The 17,896-nt window shown below is 60.8% G+C and carries 17 protein-coding genes; 15 read left to right on the forward strand and 2 right to left on the reverse strand.

Annotated elements, in window-relative coordinates:
- The first annotated feature begins 9 nt into the window (after positions 1–9).
- The 7 genes from B0E33_RS11080 to B0E33_RS11110 are packed head-to-tail and all read left to right on the forward strand — an operon-like array spanning position 10 to position 7,641.
- Positions 10–894, forward strand: coding sequence for a carbohydrate ABC transporter permease (locus B0E33_RS11080; RefSeq protein WP_031268755.1), 885 nt, complete (start codon positions 10–12; stop codon positions 892–894).
- An 11-nt stretch (positions 895–905) separates the two neighbouring features.
- The gene (locus B0E33_RS11085) at positions 906–1,997 is read left to right on the forward strand and encodes an ABC transporter ATP-binding protein (RefSeq protein WP_077291245.1); all 1,092 of its coding nucleotides are present in this window, start codon (positions 906–908) and stop codon (positions 1,995–1,997) included.
- A gap of 31 nt (positions 1,998–2,028) precedes the next feature.
- On the forward strand, positions 2,029–2,775 hold the full coding sequence (locus tag B0E33_RS11090) for a sugar phosphate isomerase/epimerase family protein (RefSeq protein ID WP_077291246.1): 747 nt from the start codon (positions 2,029–2,031) through the stop codon (positions 2,773–2,775).
- Positions 2,776–2,784: 9 nt separating this feature from the next.
- The gene (locus tag B0E33_RS11095) at positions 2,785–3,906 is read left to right on the forward strand and encodes a Gfo/Idh/MocA family protein (protein WP_077291247.1); all 1,122 of its coding nucleotides are present in this window, start codon (positions 2,785–2,787) and stop codon (positions 3,904–3,906) included.
- A gap of 11 nt (positions 3,907–3,917) precedes the next feature.
- Entirely contained in the window at positions 3,918–4,964 is a 1,047-nt protein-coding gene (gene mgrA / locus B0E33_RS11100) for an L-glyceraldehyde 3-phosphate reductase (protein ID WP_022999286.1), read from the forward strand.
- Positions 4,961–6,559 carry a glycoside hydrolase family 43 protein gene (locus B0E33_RS11105; protein WP_077291248.1) on the forward strand — a complete coding sequence of 533 codons (1,599 nt, stop codon included), beginning with the start codon at positions 4,961–4,963 and terminating at the stop codon, positions 6,557–6,559. Before mgrA ends, B0E33_RS11105 begins: the two co-directional genes overlap by 4 nt.
- Positions 6,560–6,582: 23 nt before the next feature.
- Complete coding sequence (locus tag B0E33_RS11110; protein WP_077291249.1) at positions 6,583–7,641, forward strand: sugar phosphate isomerase/epimerase family protein; 1,059 nt, start codon at positions 6,583–6,585, stop codon at positions 7,639–7,641.
- A gap of 442 nt (positions 7,642–8,083) precedes the next feature.
- Here the strand turns inward: B0E33_RS11110 and B0E33_RS11115 are convergent, their stop codons facing one another.
- Entirely contained in the window at positions 8,084–9,298 is a 1,215-nt protein-coding gene (locus B0E33_RS11115) for an ROK family transcriptional regulator (RefSeq protein ID WP_077291250.1), read from the reverse strand.
- A gap of 96 nt (positions 9,299–9,394) precedes the next feature.
- Here B0E33_RS11115 and B0E33_RS11120 point away from each other — a divergent pair, with 96 nt between their 5' ends.
- From B0E33_RS11120 to B0E33_RS11140, 5 genes are read left to right on the forward strand one after another with little or no spacing between them, the layout of a single operon-like run.
- Positions 9,395–10,639 (forward strand): extracellular solute-binding protein, encoded by a 1,245-nt coding sequence (locus B0E33_RS11120; RefSeq protein WP_062491147.1) that lies wholly within the window; start codon positions 9,395–9,397, stop codon positions 10,637–10,639.
- A gap of 25 nt (positions 10,640–10,664) precedes the next feature.
- Complete coding sequence (locus tag B0E33_RS11125) at positions 10,665–11,558, forward strand: carbohydrate ABC transporter permease (protein ID WP_022999290.1); 894 nt, start codon at positions 10,665–10,667, stop codon at positions 11,556–11,558.
- On the forward strand, positions 11,555–12,394 hold the full coding sequence (locus B0E33_RS11130; RefSeq protein ID WP_077291251.1) for a carbohydrate ABC transporter permease: 840 nt from the start codon (positions 11,555–11,557) through the stop codon (positions 12,392–12,394). The genes B0E33_RS11125 and B0E33_RS11130 overlap by 4 nt, the downstream gene beginning before the upstream one ends.
- A 23-nt stretch (positions 12,395–12,417) precedes the next feature.
- A complete protein-coding gene (locus B0E33_RS11135) occupies positions 12,418–13,560 on the forward strand; it encodes an ABC transporter ATP-binding protein (RefSeq protein WP_077291252.1) in 1,143 nt (380 codons plus the stop codon).
- Positions 13,557–14,510, forward strand: a complete 954-nt coding sequence (locus B0E33_RS11140; RefSeq protein WP_077291253.1) for a glucokinase — start codon at positions 13,557–13,559, stop codon at positions 14,508–14,510. Before B0E33_RS11135 ends, B0E33_RS11140 begins: the two co-directional genes overlap by 4 nt.
- A gap of 14 nt (positions 14,511–14,524) precedes the next feature.
- Here B0E33_RS11140 and pcaQ read toward each other — a convergent pair whose 3' ends face one another.
- Positions 14,525–15,445, reverse strand: a complete 921-nt coding sequence (gene pcaQ / locus B0E33_RS11145; protein WP_077291254.1) for a pca operon transcription factor PcaQ — start codon at positions 15,443–15,445, stop codon at positions 14,525–14,527.
- Positions 15,446–15,537: 92 nt separating this feature from the next.
- Between pcaQ and pobA the strand changes: the two genes are divergently transcribed.
- From pobA to pcaC, 3 genes are read left to right on the forward strand one after another with little or no spacing between them, the layout of a single operon-like run.
- Entirely contained in the window at positions 15,538–16,707 is a 1,170-nt protein-coding gene (gene pobA / locus B0E33_RS11150) for a 4-hydroxybenzoate 3-monooxygenase (protein ID WP_077291255.1), read from the forward strand.
- A complete protein-coding gene (pcaD, locus tag B0E33_RS11155; protein WP_055656872.1) occupies positions 16,707–17,498 on the forward strand; it encodes a 3-oxoadipate enol-lactonase in 792 nt (263 codons plus the stop codon). Before pobA ends, pcaD begins: the two co-directional genes overlap by 1 nt.
- On the forward strand, positions 17,491–17,895 hold the full coding sequence (gene pcaC, locus B0E33_RS11160; protein WP_077291256.1) for a 4-carboxymuconolactone decarboxylase: 405 nt from the start codon (positions 17,491–17,493) through the stop codon (positions 17,893–17,895). Before pcaD ends, pcaC begins: the two co-directional genes overlap by 8 nt.
- Position 17,896: the final 1 nt, after the last annotated feature.

Raw genomic sequence — 17,896 nt, forward strand, 5'->3', positions numbered from 1 at the left:
GGCAGCCGGATGGTCGAAGGCCCCGCCGGCCGCAAGCCACGCAAGGCGCTGTCCCGCAGGAACATCCTGATTTACGGCACGCTGATCGTCGTCTGCCTCTATTACCTGCTGCCGCTCTACGTGATGATCGTCACCTCGCTGAAGGGCATGCCGGAGATCCGGCTTGGCAACATATTCTCACCTCCCGTGGAGATCACCTTCCAGCCCTGGGTGAAGGCCTGGGCGGAAGCCTGCACCGGCCTCAACTGCGATGGCCTGTCACGCGGCTTCTTCAATTCGGTCAAGATCCTGATCCCGTCCGTGATCCTGTCGATCGCGATTGCCTCGGTAAACGGATATGCGCTTGCCAACTGGCGCTTCAAGGGTTCGGAAACCTTCTTCACGATCCTGATCGTCGGGGCCTTCATTCCCTACCAGGTGATGATCTATCCGATCGTGATCATGCTGCGGGAAATCGGCCTTTACGGCAGCCTGACCGGGCTGGTGATCGTGCACACCATCTTTGGCATGCCGATCCTGACGCTGCTGTTCCGCAACTATTTCGCCTCCGTGCCGCAGGAGCTGTTCAAGGCGGCGCGCGTGGACGGGGCCGGATTCTGGGCGATCTACTTCCAGATCATGGTGCCGATGAGCCTGCCGATCTTCGTTGTCGCCATGATCCTGCAGGTGACCGGCATCTGGAACGACTTCCTGTTCGGCGTGATCTACACCAAGCCGGACCTTTATCCGATGACGGTGCAGCTCAACAACATCGTCAATTCCACGCAAGGGGTGAAGGAATACAACGTCAACATGGCCGCGACCATTCTGACCGGCCTCGTTCCCCTCACCATCTACTTCATCTCCGGAAAACTCTTCGTGCGCGGCATCGCCGCCGGTGCGGTGAAAGGCTAACGAGACGACCCATGGAACCAAGTATCTCCATCAATAACCTTTCCCTGAGTTTCGGAAGCCTGGATGTTCTGAAGGATCTCAACCTCGATGTCGGCCAGGGTGAATTTCTCGTGCTGCTCGGCTCTTCGGGCTGCGGAAAATCAACCCTTTTGAACTGCATTGCCGGGCTGCTGGACGTGACCGGCGGGCAGATCTTCATCGGCGGGCGCAACGTGACCTGGGAGGAGCCTTCCCAGCGCGGCATCGGCATGGTGTTCCAGTCCTATGCGCTCTACCCGCAGATGACCGTTGCCGGGAATCTGAGCTTCGGCCTGAAGAACGCGGGCCTGCCCAAGGCGGAAATCCAGGAGCGGGTGAACCGGGCTGCAAAGGTCCTGCAGATCGAACCGCTGCTCAACCGCAAGCCGGCCGCCCTTTCCGGTGGCCAGCGTCAGCGTGCCGCCATCGGCCGGGCTCTGGTGCGCGATGCCGACGTTTTCCTGTTCGACGAACCGCTGTCGAACCTGGACGCCAAGCTGCGGGCGGACCTGCGGGTCGAGATCAAGCAGCTGCACCAGAAGCTGTCCAACACCATGATCTATGTCACCCACGACCAGATCGAGGCCATGACGCTGGCCGACCGGATTGCCATCATGCGTGGTGGCCAGATCCTGCAGCTGGCCTCGCCCAACGAGATCTACAACCGGCCGGCCAACAAATATGTGGCCGAGTTCATCGGTTCGCCGACCATGAATTTCTTTGAAGGAGAGCTGGAAGAAGCCGGCGGAAACTACCGGTTCACATCAGGCGGAAAGACCTTCTCGCTTGACGGATACACCTTCCAGAACGGCCCACCTGCAACAGGCGCTGCCTGGTTCGGCATCCGTCCGGAACACATGGTCAGCGGCGCGGAAGCAGACACCGCGCTCGTTCGGTTGGACGGGCAGGTGGAACTGGTGGAGCCGCTCGGTTCGGACACGCTTGTCCGCTTCACCACCGGTGACCAGACGCTGTGGGTGCGCATGGACGGTCAGGCGAACATCCGGCACGGCGACGCAATCACGGTCGGGTTCGATCCCGCCCGCGCCAATCTTTTCGACAAAACCTCGGAATCCCGGCTCTAGGCCGGTCCCTAACCACTTCAGGACAATCAAGATGGATATTTCATTCCAGCTCTATTCAGCCCGCGAATTCACCCCATGGGACGGCGTTCTCAAGCGGCTTGCGGACCTCGGCTATACCCAGGTCGAGGGGTTCGGCGGAAACTACGAGAACCCGGCGGCCTTTCGCGACATGCTCGACGCCCAGGGCCTCAAGATGCCGTCGGGCCATTTCTTTCCGATGGAGCAGTTCGAAGACGACCTTGCCAAGGTGATCAGCACTGCTCAGACCCTTGGTATGAAAAGGATCTTCGTTCCCGCCGTGCCGCCCGAGCAACGCATTCCGGATGCGGCCATGTGGCAGTCCATCGCCGAGCGGCTGGAAGCCATCGGTCAAAAGGTCCGCGATGCCGGCCTGCGGTTCGGTTGGCATAACCACGATTTCGAATTTAATGCCTGCGCCGATGGCCGCCTGCCGATGGACATCCTGATGGAGGCCGCCCCTTCCATCGAATGGGAAGCCGATATTGCCTGGATCGTGCGCGGCAATCAGGACCCGCTCGACTGGATCGAAAAATACGCCAGCCGCATCACCACGGCCCACGTGAAGGACATTGCGCCAGAGGGCGAATGTGCCGACGAGGACGGCTGGGCGGACGTCGGCCAGGGCACCATGGACTGGAAGGGCATCATGTCGGCGCTTCGTGGCGTCGGGGTCGATCTCTTCGTCATGGAACACGACAAGCCTTCCGACTTCGACCGTTTCGCCACCCGCTCCGTTGCGGCCTTCCGCACCTACTGAGGTAACCCTATGAGCAAGACACTTGGCATCGGCATCCTCGGATGCGGAAACATTTCGGCCGCCTACATGCGCCTCTCTCCGCTCTTCAAGGGCATCGAGGTGCGCGCCTGCGCCGACATCAATGAAGCTGCCGCAAAAGCACGTGCCGAGGAATTCGGCCTGAGAGCCGAAACCGTCGACGGCCTGCTGGCGGCAAGCGATATCGACATCATCGTCAACCTGACGGTTCCGGCCGTTCACTACGAAGTCTCCAGACGCGTGCTGGAAGCCGGCAAGCATGTCTATTCGGAAAAGCCGTTCGTGCTCAGCCTGGAAGAGGGCGAATCCCTTGCCGCGATTGCGAAGGAAAAAGGCCTCAGGGTCGGGTCGGCCCCCGACACCTTCCTGGGCGGAGCACACCAGCTTGCCCGGCACCTGATCGATAGTGACGCCATCGGCAAGGTGACGTCAGGCACCTGTTTCGTGCAGAGCCCGGGCATGGAAATGTGGCACCCGAACCCGGACTTCTTCTTCCAGACGGGTGGTGGCCCGATCCTCGATCTCGGGCCTTACTACGTTTCCAACCTGGTGCAGCTACTTGGACCGGTGAAGCGGGTCTGTGCAATGAGTTCCGCCGGATCTGAATATCGCACCATCACCTCCGAGCCGCGCAACGGCGAAAAGATCAAGGTGGAAACACCGACGACGATCCACGCAGTGATGCAGTTCCAGTCCGGCGCCCAGATCACCTATTGCGCCAGCTGGGACGTGTGGCAGCACGGCCATTCCAACATGGAGCTTTACGGCCGTTCCGGCACGCTGCATGTGCCGGATCCGAATTTCTTCGGTGGTGAAGTGCGCATGACGGACAAGGGCAGTTTTGTGACCCTGTCGGAAGCCTGGAACCATCCGTTCTCCAAATCAAACGACCGTGGCCACGCCAATTACCGCACGGCGGGCCTGGCCGATATGGCCCTCGCCATCCTGGAAAATCGGCCGCACCGTTGCTCTTTGGAATTTGCTCTGCATGTTGTCGATGTGATGACGTCGATTCTCGCTTCTGGCGAGAGTGGGACTTTCATTGACATCAAAACCACCTGCGAGCGCCCGGAAGCCCTGGACCCGCAGGCGGCAAAAGGCCTTTTAATATAACGGGATACCCTATGACCTGGACAGCAGCGGAAACGCGCTACGACACCATGGAATACCGCCGATGCGGGAAATCCGGCCTGAAACTGCCGGTGATCTCGCTTGGCCTTTGGCACAATTTCGGCGACGATACGCCGCTCGACAAGAAAAGGGAGATTGCCCGGACCGCCTTCGATCTCGGCATCACCCATTTCGATCTTGCCAACAATTACGGCCCCAAGCCGGGTTCGGCGGAAACCGCCTTCGGTGAACTGCTGCGGACGGATTTTGCGCCTTACCGGGACGAGATGATCATTTCGTCCAAGGCCGGTTATGAGATGTGGCCCGGGCCTTATGGCGAGTGGGGCAGCCGCAAATACCTGATCGCGTCCTGCGACCAGTCCTTGAAGCGGATGGGCCTCGACTATGTCGATATCTTCTATTCGCACCGCTTCGACCCGGACACACCGCTGGAAGAGACCATGATGGCCCTCGACCACATCGTGCGGTCCGGACGAGCGCTTTATGTCGGCATCTCGTCCTATAATTCCAAACGGACACGGGAAGCCGCCGCCATCCTGAAGGAGCTGGGCACACCGTGCCTGATCCATCAGCCGAGCTATTCCATGATCAACCGCTGGGTCGAGGAAGACGGGCTTCTGGATACGCTCGATGACCTTGGCATCGGTTCCATTGCCTTCTCGCCGCTGGCCCAGGGCATGCTGACCAGCAAATATCTGAAGGGCATTCCGGAAGACAGCCGGGCGAACCAGGGCAAATCGCTGAAGACCCAGTTCCTGAGCGAAGACAACCTCGCCACCATCCGGGCTCTCAACGACATTGCCGAAAAGCGCGGCCAGACGCTGGCGCAGATGGCCCTTGCCTGGGTACTGCGCAAAGGCCGGGTCACAACGGCCCTGATCGGTGCGAGCCGGGGCAGCCAGGTAAAGGACTGCGTCGGAGCTGTCGCCAATCTCCAGTTTTCCGACGAGGAGCTGAAGCTGATCGAGGAAACCACCCGCGAGGCGGATATCAACCTGTGGGCGGCCTCGGCTGAACGGAAAGGACCCAGCCGGAAATGATCCGAAATCCCATCCTGCCGGGGTTCAACCCGGATCCCTCGATCTGCCGTGCGGGCGATGACTATTTCATCGCCACATCGACCTTCGAATGGTATCCGGGCGTCCAGATTCACCGGTCGAAAGACCTGGTCAACTGGGATCTGGCCTGCCGGCCCCTCAGCCGGGCAAGCCAGCTCGACATGCGCGGCAATCCGGACAGCGGCGGCATCTGGGCACCGTGTCTTTCCTACGCGGACGGGCGGTTCTGGCTGGTCTATACGGACGTCAAACGGCTGGATGGGAATTTCAAGGACGCGCATAACTACATCGTCACGGCCCCTTCCATCGAGGGGCCGTGGAGCGACCCGATCTACGTCAGCTCACACGGGTTCGATCCGTCGCTGTATCACGACGACGATGGCCGCAAATGGTTCCTGGTCCTGCAATGGAACCACATTTCAAATTCCGTCGGCGGGCATCCGCGCCATCCGGCCTTCGACGGCATCCTGCTGCAGGAATGGTCGGAAATCGAAGGCCTGAAAGGCGAGATCCGCAAGATCTTTTCCGGAAGCCCGCACGGTCTGACGGAAGGTCCACATCTTCACAAGCGCGGCGGCTGGTACTACCTGACAGTCGCCGAAGGCGGCACCGGCTACGGGCACGCCGTTACCATGGCCCGGTCACGGTCCATCGACGGGCCGTACGAGCTTCACCCGCAAACCCACCTCATCACCGCCAAGGACGATCCGGTCGCGCCGCTGCAACGGGCAGGCCATGGCCAGATTGTCGAAACGCCGGATGGCGACGTCTACCACACCCATCTGTGTTCCCGGCCCCTGCCCGGACGGTTCTCGCCTCTGGGACGGGAGACCGCGATCCAGAAATGCGTCTGGCGGGAGGACGGCTGGCTTTACCTGGAAGACGGCGGCATGGTTCCGAAGGTTGAGGTGCCGGGTCTGACGGCGACAGAACCTCGCCCCGCTCAACGCGTGGAGCGCGTTTTCACTGGGGAAATCCTGCCGCCGGAGTTCCAGTGGCTGCGCACGCCTTATCCGGAGCGGCTGTTCACGCTGACGGGAACGGCCCTGCGCCTCATCGGCCGGGAAAGCATCGGCAGCTGGTACGAGCAGTCGCTGGTTGCCCGGCGCCAGGAGCACCTCGGCTACCGCGTGGAAACCACGCTCACCGATTTTGCGCCAACGACCTACCAGCAGGCGGCCGGACTGACGACCTATTACAACCGTCACAAGTTCCATTTTCTGGGCGTGAGCTGGACGGAACAGCTCGGCCGCTGCCTGACGCTGCTTTCCTGCCCCGGCGACTGGCCGGATGGACGCATGTCGTTTCCGGCAAACCCTGTCGCGCTTGGCAGCGGACCGGTCGAGCTTGCCGTTGAGGTTGATGGTGCCCGCCAGCAATTCTTCTGGCGCCAGCAAGGCCGCGACTGGACGCCTTTCGGACCGGAACTCGATGCCAGCGTGATCTCGGATGAAGGCGGGCGCGGTGAGCACGGCTCCTTTACCGGCGCCTTTGTCGGTATGCTGGCCTTCGACATAACCGGACAAGGCAAGACCGCCGATTTCAGCAGGTTTTCATACGCACCGGAAGGCACGTGAGCTCACACTCTAAGGAGATATTCATGGCTGGACTGATCAAGGGGCCCGCAATTTTCCTGGCCCAGTTTGCCGGAGACGACGCTCCGTTCAATTCGCTTCCCGCAATCGCCAAATGGGCTGCGGATCTCGGCTACAAGGGCATTCAGATACCGACCTTCGACAGTCGCCTGTTCGACCTCGACAAGGCCGCCGAAAGCGAAACCTATTGCGACGAGGTCAAAGGCATCTGCGCGGACGCCGGCGTCGAGATTACCGAGCTTTCAACCCATCTGCAGGGCCAGCTCGTGGCGGTTCACCCGGCCTATGACCTGGCCTTTGACGGCTTTGCACCATCCCAAGTGCACGGCAATCCGAAGGCCCGGCAGGCCTGGGCGGTCGACCAGATGAAAAAGGCGGCGATTGCGAGCAAGCGGCTTGGCCTCACTACTTCCGTCAGCTTCACCGGTTCGCTGGCGTTTCCCTATCTCTACCCCTGGCCGCAACGGCCTGCGGGGCTGATCGAGGAAGCGTTCAAGGAACTGGCGGCACGCTGGAAACCGATCCTCGATGTCTATGACGAAAACGGTGTCGATGTCGGCTATGAAATCCATCCCGGCGAGGACGTCTTCGACGGCGCCACCTTCGAGATGTTCCTGGAGGCGCTCGGAGGCCACACGCGCTGCCAGATCAACTACGATCCGTCGCACTTCCTGCTGCAGCAGCTCGATTATCTGGCGTTCATCGACATCTATCACGAGCGCATCTGCGCCTATCACGTGAAGGATGCCGAGTTCAATCCGGACGGCCGCCAGGGCGTCTATTCCGGCTATCAGGGCTGGGTCAACCGCGCGGGCCGGTTCCGGTCCCTGGGTGATGGCCAGGTGGATTTTTCCGGCATCTTCTCCAAGCTCGCCCAACATGGCTATGACAGCTGGGCCGTCCTGGAATGGGAATGCTGTCTGAAGTCACCCGAACAGGGCGCTGCGGAAGGGGCACCCTTTATCGAGCACCACATCATCGAAGTCACCGACAAGGCTTTCGACGACTTCGCTGGCGGCGAGACCGACCAGGAGCAGATCCGGAAGATGCTGGGCCTGAGTTAGGGGCGGACCAACCGCGCATCCCGTTCCGGCACCCTAACCAGTCCTGATTGACGCAGCTTTGCCGCTATCCCGGTTGTCACCCCGGGCGGCCGAAGGGTGACCCGGAGCCTGCTCATGTCCAGAGATATGGTTGGGAGCGAAGGCTTTTGAAGACATCCACCCGCTTCGGCAAGCAGCCCAGAGAGTGGGCCCCGGATCTGCGCTGCGCTTGTCCGGGGTGACCGCTTTCGCAGTGGCTTCAATGGATCCGTTAACTGCAGTTTCTTGCCAATTGAGCGACAACTTCTCTCCGATTCAGCCTCCCTTTCCCACCAACCTCATCCTGAGGAGCCGCTCTGGCGGCGTCTCGAAGGATGGGCCGCCTGTTCGGGATTTGCCGCCCATGCTTCGAGACGGACCTGACGGTCCTCCTCAGTATGAGGGTTTCCATAGAGGCTTGCTCTCACAGCAGCAGGTGCGAAACCGAGGGGGCGTAGAGCGCATCGACGGCGGCGGCCGTCGCACCGAGGGCGACCGCTGTTGCACCGGACGTACCAATGCGGATCCTGTCTTCTTCAAGCGAACCGTCGAGACGGCGAGGAAGCGGGGAGGCACTGTCGAGCAGCGCCTGGAGGAAGTCCGGACAAATGATGCCACCCAGGATCAGCGCTTCCGGGTCGAGCATCATCTCGATCATGTTGATCATCTGGCGCATGAGCGGCGCGACATCGGCTATCCAGCCGAGGACTGCCGGATCTCCTTCGGCGAACAAGGCTTCGATCCGCCCAACGGAGCCTGGTTCCGTCGGCTCCAGTCCAAGCCTTTCACACAGCGCGTTGAGTGACAGATACCGTTCCAGGCAGCCGGTGTTGCCGCAGGAACAGGCCGGGCCTGTCGGGTCGATCACAACGTGCCCGATTTCGCCGGCGTTTTTCGTCGCACCCGGATAGAGCGCCCCGTTCAGGACGAAGCCGGCGCCAAGCCCCATACCGAACTGGATGAAGGCAAAGCTGTTGAAGCTGCGGCCGATCCCGTAAACATGCTCGCCCAGCGCGGCGGCCGACGCATCGTTCTGAAGGACGACAGGCAAGCCGATCGCCGACTGAAGCTGCGCGAGATTTTCCGGCGAGCCAAAATCCGAAAATGTGGTGGCATCGGTGCCGCTGGAGGTCTGCGATCCGGTTTCAAAAGGGCCGGGAGCAGCAAGACCGACGCCGAACAGACACTTGGCCATACCGGGATGCGCCGCGCGGAACTCTTCTGCCATCGACAGGATCCGGCTGTTGGCTGCCTCGGGCGTGGCAGCGGCCATGGGGGCGGCCGACTGCCAGACGATGCTGCCCAGAAGATCGCAGGCAATCGCCGTCACTGACAGACGATCGACATGAAACCCGAGACTGTAGGCATGATCGGGCTTGAGCTGCACCGTCATGCCCGGGTGGCCGCGGCCCCTGGCCTTCTGGGCGTGCATCTCGACAATGCCGCGGCTTTCCAGCTCGCCGACGATGTTTTGCACCGTCTGGCGGGAAAGCGACGTGATTTCAGATATTTCCGTGCGACCGATCGGACCGCGCGTGCGGATGACTTCCAGCACCACGCGGTGATTATGCGTCTTGGCGCGGGTCAGGTTTGTGCCGCTGGTCCGGAAGGATGCGGGGATCGGAGCACTGTCGTTCATGGCGCCAATAGACCAGAAATTATTTTTTCTATCAATTTGACAAAATAAAAAAACCGAACATAGGATGCTTTGCCTACACAAAAACCGGAGGGCGAGATGAACACGTTTGGAAAGATGATTTTGGGGTCCGCCTTCGCGACCCTCGCCATGACCACGACGGCATTGGCCGACACCACACTGAATGCACTTTTCATGAGCCAGGCGGCTTATAGCGAAGACGACATCAAGTCGATGACCGCCAAGTTCGAGGAAGCAAATCCCGGCGTCACGGTTGCGCTCGAATTCGTTCCCTATGAAGCCCTGCACGACAAGATCATTGCAGCGGCAGGTGCGGGCGATGACGGCTATGACGTTGTCCTGTTCGACGTGATCTGGCCGGCCGAATTCGCAACGCGCGGCTTCCTGCAGGATGTCACCGACCGCATTCCGGCCGACTATACCGACAAGGTTTTCGACGGTGCCTGGACGACGGTCGAATATGACGGCAAGCGCTATGGCATGCCCTGGATCCTCGATACGAAATACCTCTTCTACAATGCCGACATGCTGGCAGAGGCTGGCATTTCCGCCCCGCCCAAGACCTGGGCCGAACTGGCGGAACAGGCCAAGCAGATCAAGGACAAGGGCATTGTCGAATATCCGCTGGTCTGGAGCTGGTCCCAGTCCGAGGCGATGATCTGCGACTTCACCACCCTGACTGCTGCCAATGACGGCGCGTTCTTCGATGAAGGCCAGCCGGCCTTTACCGCAGGCGGTGCCAAGGATGCCGTTTCCTTCATGAAGGCAACGCTGGACGAAGGCCTGAGCAACCCGTCTTCACGCGAATATTTCGAAGAAGACGTCCGCCGGGTGTTCTCCAACGGCGAAGCGGCGTTCGCCCTCAACTGGACCTACATGAATGCCCTGGCCAACGATCCGAAGGAAAGCAAGGTCGCCGGCAAGGTGAAGGTAGCGCCGGCACCAGGTGTCGAAGGCAAGTCAACCGCGTCCAGCGTCAACGGTTCCATGGGTCTCGGCATTCCCGCCAACAGCCCGCATGCGGATGAAGCCTGGGCCTATATCTCCTTCCTGACCCAGAAGGACGTTCAGGACAACTATGCCAAGCTCAGCCTGCCGATCTGGAAGGCGTCCTATTCCGAACCGAAGGTGATCGAAGGTCAGGAAGACCTGATCGCGGCGGCGAAAGAATCCATTGCTGTCATGTATCCGCGTCCGCTGGTGCCGTCCTACACCGAAGTCTCCGACATTCTCCAGAAGAACATCCATCAGGTCCTGCTCGGCCAGGCAAGTGTGGATGAAGCCCTGGAAGCTGCCGCAGACCGCGTCAAGCGCATCCGCTAAGTTTGCGATTGACGGGAGACTGACCATGCTTGGCCGACGCCAGAAACGTGAAAAATGGATCCTTCTGGCGCCGGCCCTGGCTTTGCTTGCGCTGGTCACGCTGATACCGCTTGCCAACACACTGTGGCTGAGCTTCACCGACACGCGCATTTCCGCTCTTCCCGAGCCGGTGCATTTCATCGGCCTGGAAAACTACGTCTACGCGCTTACCGACCCGGATTTTCAGGACGCCCTCTTCAGGACGCTTTACTTCACCATCGTCTCGGTGGGTCTGGAAGGCATTCTCGGTGTCGCGGTTGCCGTGCTGCTCAACCAGGAATTCCGCGGCCGGACGCTGCTTCGGGCTCTGATCATCCTGCCCTGGGCGGTGCCGACCATCGTCAACGCCGTTGCCTGGCGCTTGATCTATCACCCTGATTATGGCGCGCTGAACTCCCTGCTGTTCCAGCTGGGCCTCATTTCCGATTACCGCAGCTGGATCGGCGATCCGGCGACCGCCATGAACATGGTCATCCTGGCAGATGTCTGGAAGAACTTTCCGCTGGTTGCCTATGTGGCACTGGCCGCCCTGCAGACAGTGCCCGGTGACCTCAACAAGGCGGCAGCCATCGAAGGTGCCGGGCCCTGGAAACGGTTCCGCTCGATCACCCTGCCCTGGATCGCCGGTCCATTAATGGTTGTCATGGTGCTGCGAACCATCGAGGCCTTCCGCGTCTTCGACATCATCTACGTGATGACCGGCGGAGGCCCCGCGGACAGCACCAAGACCGCGAGCTTTTACGTCTACCAGGAATATTTCAACTACCTCAGAAGCGGCAGCGGGGCCTCCTATGCAGTACTGGTTGCCGGGATCAGCGCCGTTCTGATCGTGTTCTATTATTCCGCGACCAAGCGGCAGACGGCGGGAGGCGCGGCATGAAACGCTCGCTCGTTCAATCCATCCTGCTTTATGGCTGCGCCCTGTTGCTGGCAGCCTTCACAACAGGCCCGCTGCTCTGGCTTGCCGTCATGAGCATCAGCGCGCCGACCGACCTGACCGAGGTGCCGCTGCGCTGGGTCCCCTCTGAACTTGACTTCAGCCGCTACACGAGCCTGCTCAGCCTTGAAGGCGGCAACGGCGAGCGATTTTTGAGCGCACTCCGGAATTCCCTCCTGACAGCGGGCGGGTCAACCGTCATCGCGCTTCTGCTCGCCATTCCGGCTGCCTATGCCTTTTCCAGAAGACAGGCGTCGATGGTCCTGTTGTTCGCTTTTCTCGCAACGATCATGATGCCGCCGATCACCTATGTGCTGCCGCTCTATTCGACCTTCAGCAGCTTCGGCATGCTGAACCACACGGTGACGCTGATCATCGTCTATACGGCCATGCTGCTGCCCTTCGCCACCTGGCTGATGAAGGCCAATATCGACGTGCTGCCGGTGGAAGTGGAGCAGGCTGCCTTCATAGAAGGTGCCGGAACCGCCTACACCATCCGGCAGGTGGTGCTGCCGCTGGCCCTTCCGGCCATTGCCGCCACCGCCATGCTGTCCTTCCTGGTGGCCTGGGACGAGTTCTTCTACGCCCTGATCTTCACCAACGATCTCAGCGCGAAGACCCTGCCTGTGGCGATCGCGGATTTCTCCGCCGGGCGCGTTACCGACTACGGCGTCATCGCCTCGGTTGGCGTTCTGGCGACATTGCCGCCAGCCATACTCGCCATCGCCTTCCAGAAATTCATCGTCTCCGGACTGGTCGCCGGATCCGTCAAGGGCTGACCACAGCAGGAGACCGACAAGGAATGAACGCCGCAATGCCGCAAGACCCCATCCTCCAAATCAGCCGCCTGCAGAAGAGATACGGGGACGTGAATGTCCTCAAGGACATCGACATCTCCATGGCGCCCGGTGAGTTTCTTGTCCTGGTCGGACCATCCGGTTGCGGCAAGTCGACCCTGCTGAGCTGCATTTCCGGACTGACCGACATTACCTCCGGCACCATCCGTATTGCCGGCAAGGACCGCACCAACGACGAACCGGCCGACCGGGATATCGCCATGGTGTTCCAGTCATATGCCCTGTTCCCCAACATGAGCGTGGAACGCAACATCGGCTTCGGCCTTGAAGTCCGAAAGGTCGAAGAGGCCGAGAAGAAACGGAAGGTGGCCGAGGTCGCGGATCTTCTGAAGATCGAACACCTGCTGCACCGCCGCCCGGCGGAACTTTCCGGCGGACAGCGCCAGCGTGTCGCCATGGGCCGGGCCCTTGTGCGCGAACCCAAGCTGTTCCTGTTCGACGAACCGCTGTCCAATCTCGATGCCAAGCTGCGCGTGACCATGCGCACGGAAATCAAGCGTATCCATCAGACAACGAACGCGTCCATCGTCTACGTCACCCATGACCAGATCGAAGCCATGACGCTGGCCAGCCGGATCGTGGTGATGAAAGACGGCGTGGTCCAGCAGATCGGCACGCCGCAGGAGATCTACAACAAGCCGGTAAATGCCTTTGTCGCGGACTTCATGGGCGCACCGTCCATGAACCTGATGACCGGCACCGCTACACGCGAGGGTGACCATCTCCGGCTGCAGATCCCGACACCGGAAGGACCGCCGCTGGAACTGTTCGACTATGGTCCGGGGCCGGAAACGCTGTCCGCCGGCGGTACGGCAGAGCTCACCATCGGCCTTCGCCCGGAGGCGATGACGGATCTTGGCTTGCGGTCCGGTGGCATCGACGGCCGCAGCCTGCAAAGCGCCGATTGCCTTCTGGACGTGGTCGAACCGGCCGGCGCCGACACCTATGCGGTCATTCAACTTGGCGGAACGGAAGCCGTTGCCCGGCTGTCGGCGGATGCGCCGGTCACCGCCGGTCAGCGCGTTCCGATCGCTTTCGACCTTTCCAAGATTTCCTATTTCGACATTGTATCGGGTAACCGCCTATGAGCATTCAACGAGGCCTTGCCGCCGACATCGGCGGCACCAACACCCGGCTGGCACTGGTCGAAAACGGCCGCGTTCTGGAAAACACCATCGCGCGGTTCCGCAATGCGGATTTCGAAACACCGGAAGCGGCCATCGGCACCTATCTTTCGGAAGCCGGGCGACCGGCCTGTGCGTCTGCCGTCATCGCCATCGCGGCCCCCATCGATGGCCCCGCGATCCGCATGACAAACCATCCCTGGACCTTCAGTGCCGACTGCATCGGCAAGGTTCTGGGCGGAGCGAACATTACCTTCCTGAACGATTTCGAGGCGCTCGCCTATTCTCTGGACAAGGTCCCAACGGAGCGGCTTCAGCCCGTCTATGAACCGAGCCAGAAACTGCGCAGCAACGCCACGCGCCTCGTCGTCGGCGCGGGGACCGGTTTCAATGCTGCCGCCCTGTTTCAGACACCTGCCGGATTTCATGTCGGCACCGGCGAATGCGGTCACTCGACTTTGCCGGTCGAAACCGAAGACGAACTTCGTCTCTGGAATTACCTCGCGCTCAACCGCGGGCGCGCCTCCGTCGAACGGGCGCTGTCGGGAAGCGGTCTCAAGGAAATTCACGAGTGGTATTGTCTGGAGCAGGGCCTGTCGCCGCGCGACTTGTCACCGGCTGAGATTGCGGAGCGCGCCAATTCCGGGTCCGATCCGCTTTGCGTTTGCGCAGCCCGGCAATGGGTGACATTTCTCGGCCGAGTGATTGGCGACCTCTCGCTGGTGTTCCTGTCCCTTGGCGGCATCGTGCTGACAGGCGGTGTCACCCGAAGCCTGGCAAGGTTCCTGGCAGAACCGGAATTCATCAATGCCTTTTGCGCGAAGGGCCGCCAGCAAAAGCTGGTTTCCGGCATTCCGGTTCATCTGCTTGATGACGATTTCGCAGCTCTGGCGGGGTGTGCGTCGCGGATGTAAGCGTCACCACACGATCAGGAACTCAGCCCCAGCTCCTCGATCACGGTCTGGACCGCCAGACGAAAAACCTGTTCCTCGGCTCCCGGCTGGGTGCCCGGACGGGTCATCAGCCCGACCGGCCCCTTTGTCATGTCGGTGTCGAACGGCAGGCGGACCAGGTGGCCGTCGGCGGTTTCGTTCTGCACCACGCCGGACGAAATGATCCAGACCGCGTCAGTCCTGCGGGTATAGACCCTGCCGAAAGCACCCGAGACCGTTTCGATCTTGTTCGGGATCTCGCCGACCCCGTTGGCGATCATGAAGCGCTCGACCAGCGGCCGGATCGCCGCGCCCTCCGGCGGATAGAGCACGGGCCATTCGACAATACGCTTGATGTCCGGCCTTTCCAGAAGCGGGTGCCCGACCCGGACGATCACATCGACCCGCTCGGAATAAAGCTGGGTGAAGGAAACGCCTTCCATGGACACCGGCCTGCCGAGCCGGCCGATCACCAGGTCGAGTTCACCCATCTTCAGCCGTTCGATCAGGTAGCCGTGCGGGCCGTCCATGATCTGGACCATGACATGAGGTGCCAGTTCGGAAAACTCCTTGATGACCGGGGGCATGAAGCTAGCCGCGACACTCGGCAGAACGCCCACCTTCAAGGTCGCACGGGCGTGTTCGCCTTCCTTCTCGACCCCGTCCAGGCCTTGCTGCAGGCTCGCCAGCGAGATCTGCGCGAAATGCAGAAACACCTTGCCCTGCTTGGTCAGCGCGATGCCGGCCCGGTTTCGCGTCATCAGGCTGGCGCCGATGATGTCTTCCAGTTCCTTGAGCGTTTTGGAGATCGCCGGCTGGGTGAGATTCAACTTGTCGGCAGCCAGTTTCAGGCTGCGTTCCTGCGCAATCTCCACGAAGCACTGGATGTGCCGGAACTTGATGCGTCGGTCGATCATTTAATTTCTCATTTTGGAAAGAAAGAAGCCGAATATCTCATTTTACTTCCCAATTTTGATCATTCAATATCAATTCAACAAGGGAGGATCGGATGCGAACTCAGGTTGTCATTGTCGGCGGTGGACCGTCCGGCCTGCTGCTCGGACAGCTTCTTCATCTGAAGGGTATCGAGACCATCATTCTGGAGCGCAAGACGCGTGAATATGTGCTTGGCCGCATCAGGGCCGGCATTCTGGAAACGGGTCTCGTCAACATGATGCGCGAGGCAGGCGTGGCCGAGCGGATGGACAAGGAATGCTTCGTCCATGACGGCACCTGCATCTCGTACGAAAACGAGATGTTCGACATCAACTTCCAGAAGCTGATCGGCCAGAATGTCGTCGTCTACGGCCAGACGGAAGTCACGCGTGATCTTTATGACGCCCGCGATGCAGTTGGCGGTCAGACGATTTTCGAGGTCGAGGGGGTCGAAATCCGCGATGCGGACACGGACGCGCCCTATGTCACCTTTACCGTGGACGGCAGCGCGCGGCGCATCGACTGCGATTTCGTGGCGGGCTGTGACGGGTTCCACGGCGTCAGCCGCAAGACCATTCCCGACACCGTGCGCAAGGACTACGAGAAGGTGTTTCCCTTCGGCTGGCTGGGCGTTCTGTCCGAGACGCCGCCGGTGCATGAAGAACTCATCTATGCCAATTCGGCACGCGGCTTCGCGCTTTGCTCCATGCGTAACGAAAACCTGTCGCGCTACTACGTCCAGTGCAATGTCAGCGACGACATTTTCGAATGGACCGACGAGAAGTTCTGGGACGAACTGAGACGCCGGCTACCGGAAGCGGTTGCCGACAAGCTGGTGACCGGACCTTCTATCGAGAAATCCATTGCCCCACTCAGGTCCTTCGTGTGCGAGCCGATGCGCTGGGGCCGTCTGTTCCTGTGCGGCGATGCCGCCCATATCGTGCCGCCGACAGGCGCCAAGGGCCTCAACACCGCCGCCTCCGACGTGCATTACCTCTACGAGGGTCTGGTGCATTACTATCAGAACAAGGACAGCCATGGCATCGATACCTATTCGGAGAAAGCCCTGGCTCGGATCTGGAAAGCGGAGCGTTTCAGCTGGGCGACCACCAACATGCTGCACCGGTTCCCGGACCAGTCGGATTTCGATCTGAAGATGCAGCGGGCGGAAATCGAGTCTCTGCATCACAATGAAACCGCGCAGAAGTGGTTTGCGCAGAACTATGTGGGACTGCCCTACTGATGAAGATCGCGCGTCTGCCTTCTGCCGACATTCACTGGCGCCAAGATGGCGACCCGGACGGCACGCCTGTCGTCTTCGCCAATTCGCTCGGCACGGAATTGCGGCTCTGGGACAAGGTCATCGACCTTCTGCCGGAAACAGGCCTCCGGCTGATCCGCTTCGACAAGCGCGGTCACGGGCTATCCTCCTGTCCCGAGAGCCCCTACTCCATGGACGATCTCGCCAGCGACACGCAACAGCTGCTCGATCACCTTCAGATCGGCTCCTGTGTTTTTGTCGGGCTTTCCATCGGCGGCATGATCGGTCAGCTCCTTTCGCACCGGCAGCCGGAACGCATCAAGGGTCTGGTACTGTCCAACACCGGCGCGAAAATGGGCGAAGCCGCCATGTGGCAAGACCGGATTGCCCGGATCCGTGCAGGCGGTATCGAGAGCCTTGCCGATGCCATTCTGGAGCGCTGGTTTTCGGAAGATTTCCGCCAGACGGCCGAATGCCTGGCCTGGCGCCACATGCTGGTTCGCACCCCGACAGAGGGTTACATCGGCTGCTGCGAAGCAATAGCCGGCGCAGATCTGACGGACAGCACGTCCGGACTTCGCCTGCCGGTACTGGGTATCGGCGGCAGCGAGGACCTCGCCAGCCCACCGGCCATGGTGCGCGGCACGGCGGACCTCATCGCCGGCAGCCGCTACGTTGAAATTTCCGGTGCGGGCCATCTGCCCTGCGTCGAAAAGCCGGATGTCTTTGCCGGCCATCTCATGACTTTCCTGAAGGAGGACCTCCATGTCTGAGCGTTTTGAAACCGGCATGAAGGTCAGGCGATCCGTGCTTGGCGATGAACATGTCGACCGGGCGGAAGCCGCCAAGACGCCACTTGACGAACCATTCCAGACCCTGATCACCGAGGGTGCCTGGGGCACGGTTTGGGCGTCGGACGGCATCAGCCCGCGGGAGCGTTCGATGCTGACGCTCGCCCTTCTGGCGGCACTCGGCAATTTCGAGGAGATTGCCATGCATATCCGGGCAACCGCCCGCACCGGCGCCAGCAAGCAGGACGTGCTCGAGGCGTTTCAGCATGTGGCGGTCTATGCGGGCGTGCCACGTGCCAACCAGGCGCTCAAGATCGCCAAGGAAACTTACGCCGAAATGGAACGCAGCGGCCAGAAGCTGACCGCGAAAGGCGGTTAAC

The organism is Roseibium algicola (assembly GCF_001999245.1).
GTDB classification, from domain to species: domain Bacteria; phylum Pseudomonadota; class Alphaproteobacteria; order Rhizobiales; family Stappiaceae; genus Roseibium; species Roseibium algicola.

What these genes read in the sequence shown, in the direction of transcription:
- pcaQ (WP_077291254.1), bottom strand. Translation starts at nt 15,445, where the DNA reads ATGATCGACCGACGCATCAAGTTCCGGCACATCCAGTGCTTCGTGGAG.
- B0E33_RS11115 (WP_077291250.1), bottom strand. Translation starts at nt 9,298, where the DNA reads ATGAACGACAGTGCTCCGATCCCCGCATCCTTCCGGACCAGCGGCACA.
- B0E33_RS11095 (WP_077291247.1), top strand. Translation starts at nt 2,785, where the DNA reads ATGAGCAAGACACTTGGCATCGGCATCCTCGGATGCGGAAACATTTCG.
- pobA (WP_077291255.1), top strand. Translation starts at nt 15,538, where the DNA reads ATGCGAACTCAGGTTGTCATTGTCGGCGGTGGACCGTCCGGCCTGCTG.
- B0E33_RS11125 (WP_022999290.1), top strand. Translation starts at nt 10,665, where the DNA reads ATGCTTGGCCGACGCCAGAAACGTGAAAAATGGATCCTTCTGGCGCCG.
- B0E33_RS11140 (WP_077291253.1), top strand. Translation starts at nt 13,557, where the DNA reads ATGAGCATTCAACGAGGCCTTGCCGCCGACATCGGCGGCACCAACACC.
- B0E33_RS11130 (WP_077291251.1), top strand. Translation starts at nt 11,555, where the DNA reads ATGAAACGCTCGCTCGTTCAATCCATCCTGCTTTATGGCTGCGCCCTG.
- B0E33_RS11110 (WP_077291249.1), top strand. Translation starts at nt 6,583, where the DNA reads ATGGCTGGACTGATCAAGGGGCCCGCAATTTTCCTGGCCCAGTTTGCC.
- mgrA (WP_022999286.1), top strand. Translation starts at nt 3,918, where the DNA reads ATGACCTGGACAGCAGCGGAAACGCGCTACGACACCATGGAATACCGC.
- pcaD (WP_055656872.1), top strand. Translation starts at nt 16,707, where the DNA reads ATGAAGATCGCGCGTCTGCCTTCTGCCGACATTCACTGGCGCCAAGAT.
- B0E33_RS11090 (WP_077291246.1), top strand. Translation starts at nt 2,029, where the DNA reads ATGGATATTTCATTCCAGCTCTATTCAGCCCGCGAATTCACCCCATGG.
- B0E33_RS11105 (WP_077291248.1), top strand. Translation starts at nt 4,961, where the DNA reads ATGATCCGAAATCCCATCCTGCCGGGGTTCAACCCGGATCCCTCGATC.
- B0E33_RS11135 (WP_077291252.1), top strand. Translation starts at nt 12,418, where the DNA reads ATGAACGCCGCAATGCCGCAAGACCCCATCCTCCAAATCAGCCGCCTG.
- B0E33_RS11120 (WP_062491147.1), top strand. Translation starts at nt 9,395, where the DNA reads ATGAACACGTTTGGAAAGATGATTTTGGGGTCCGCCTTCGCGACCCTC.
- B0E33_RS11085 (WP_077291245.1), top strand. Translation starts at nt 906, where the DNA reads ATGGAACCAAGTATCTCCATCAATAACCTTTCCCTGAGTTTCGGAAGC.
- B0E33_RS11080 (WP_031268755.1), top strand. Translation starts at nt 10, where the DNA reads ATGGTCGAAGGCCCCGCCGGCCGCAAGCCACGCAAGGCGCTGTCCCGC.
- pcaC (WP_077291256.1), top strand. Translation starts at nt 17,491, where the DNA reads ATGTCTGAGCGTTTTGAAACCGGCATGAAGGTCAGGCGATCCGTGCTT.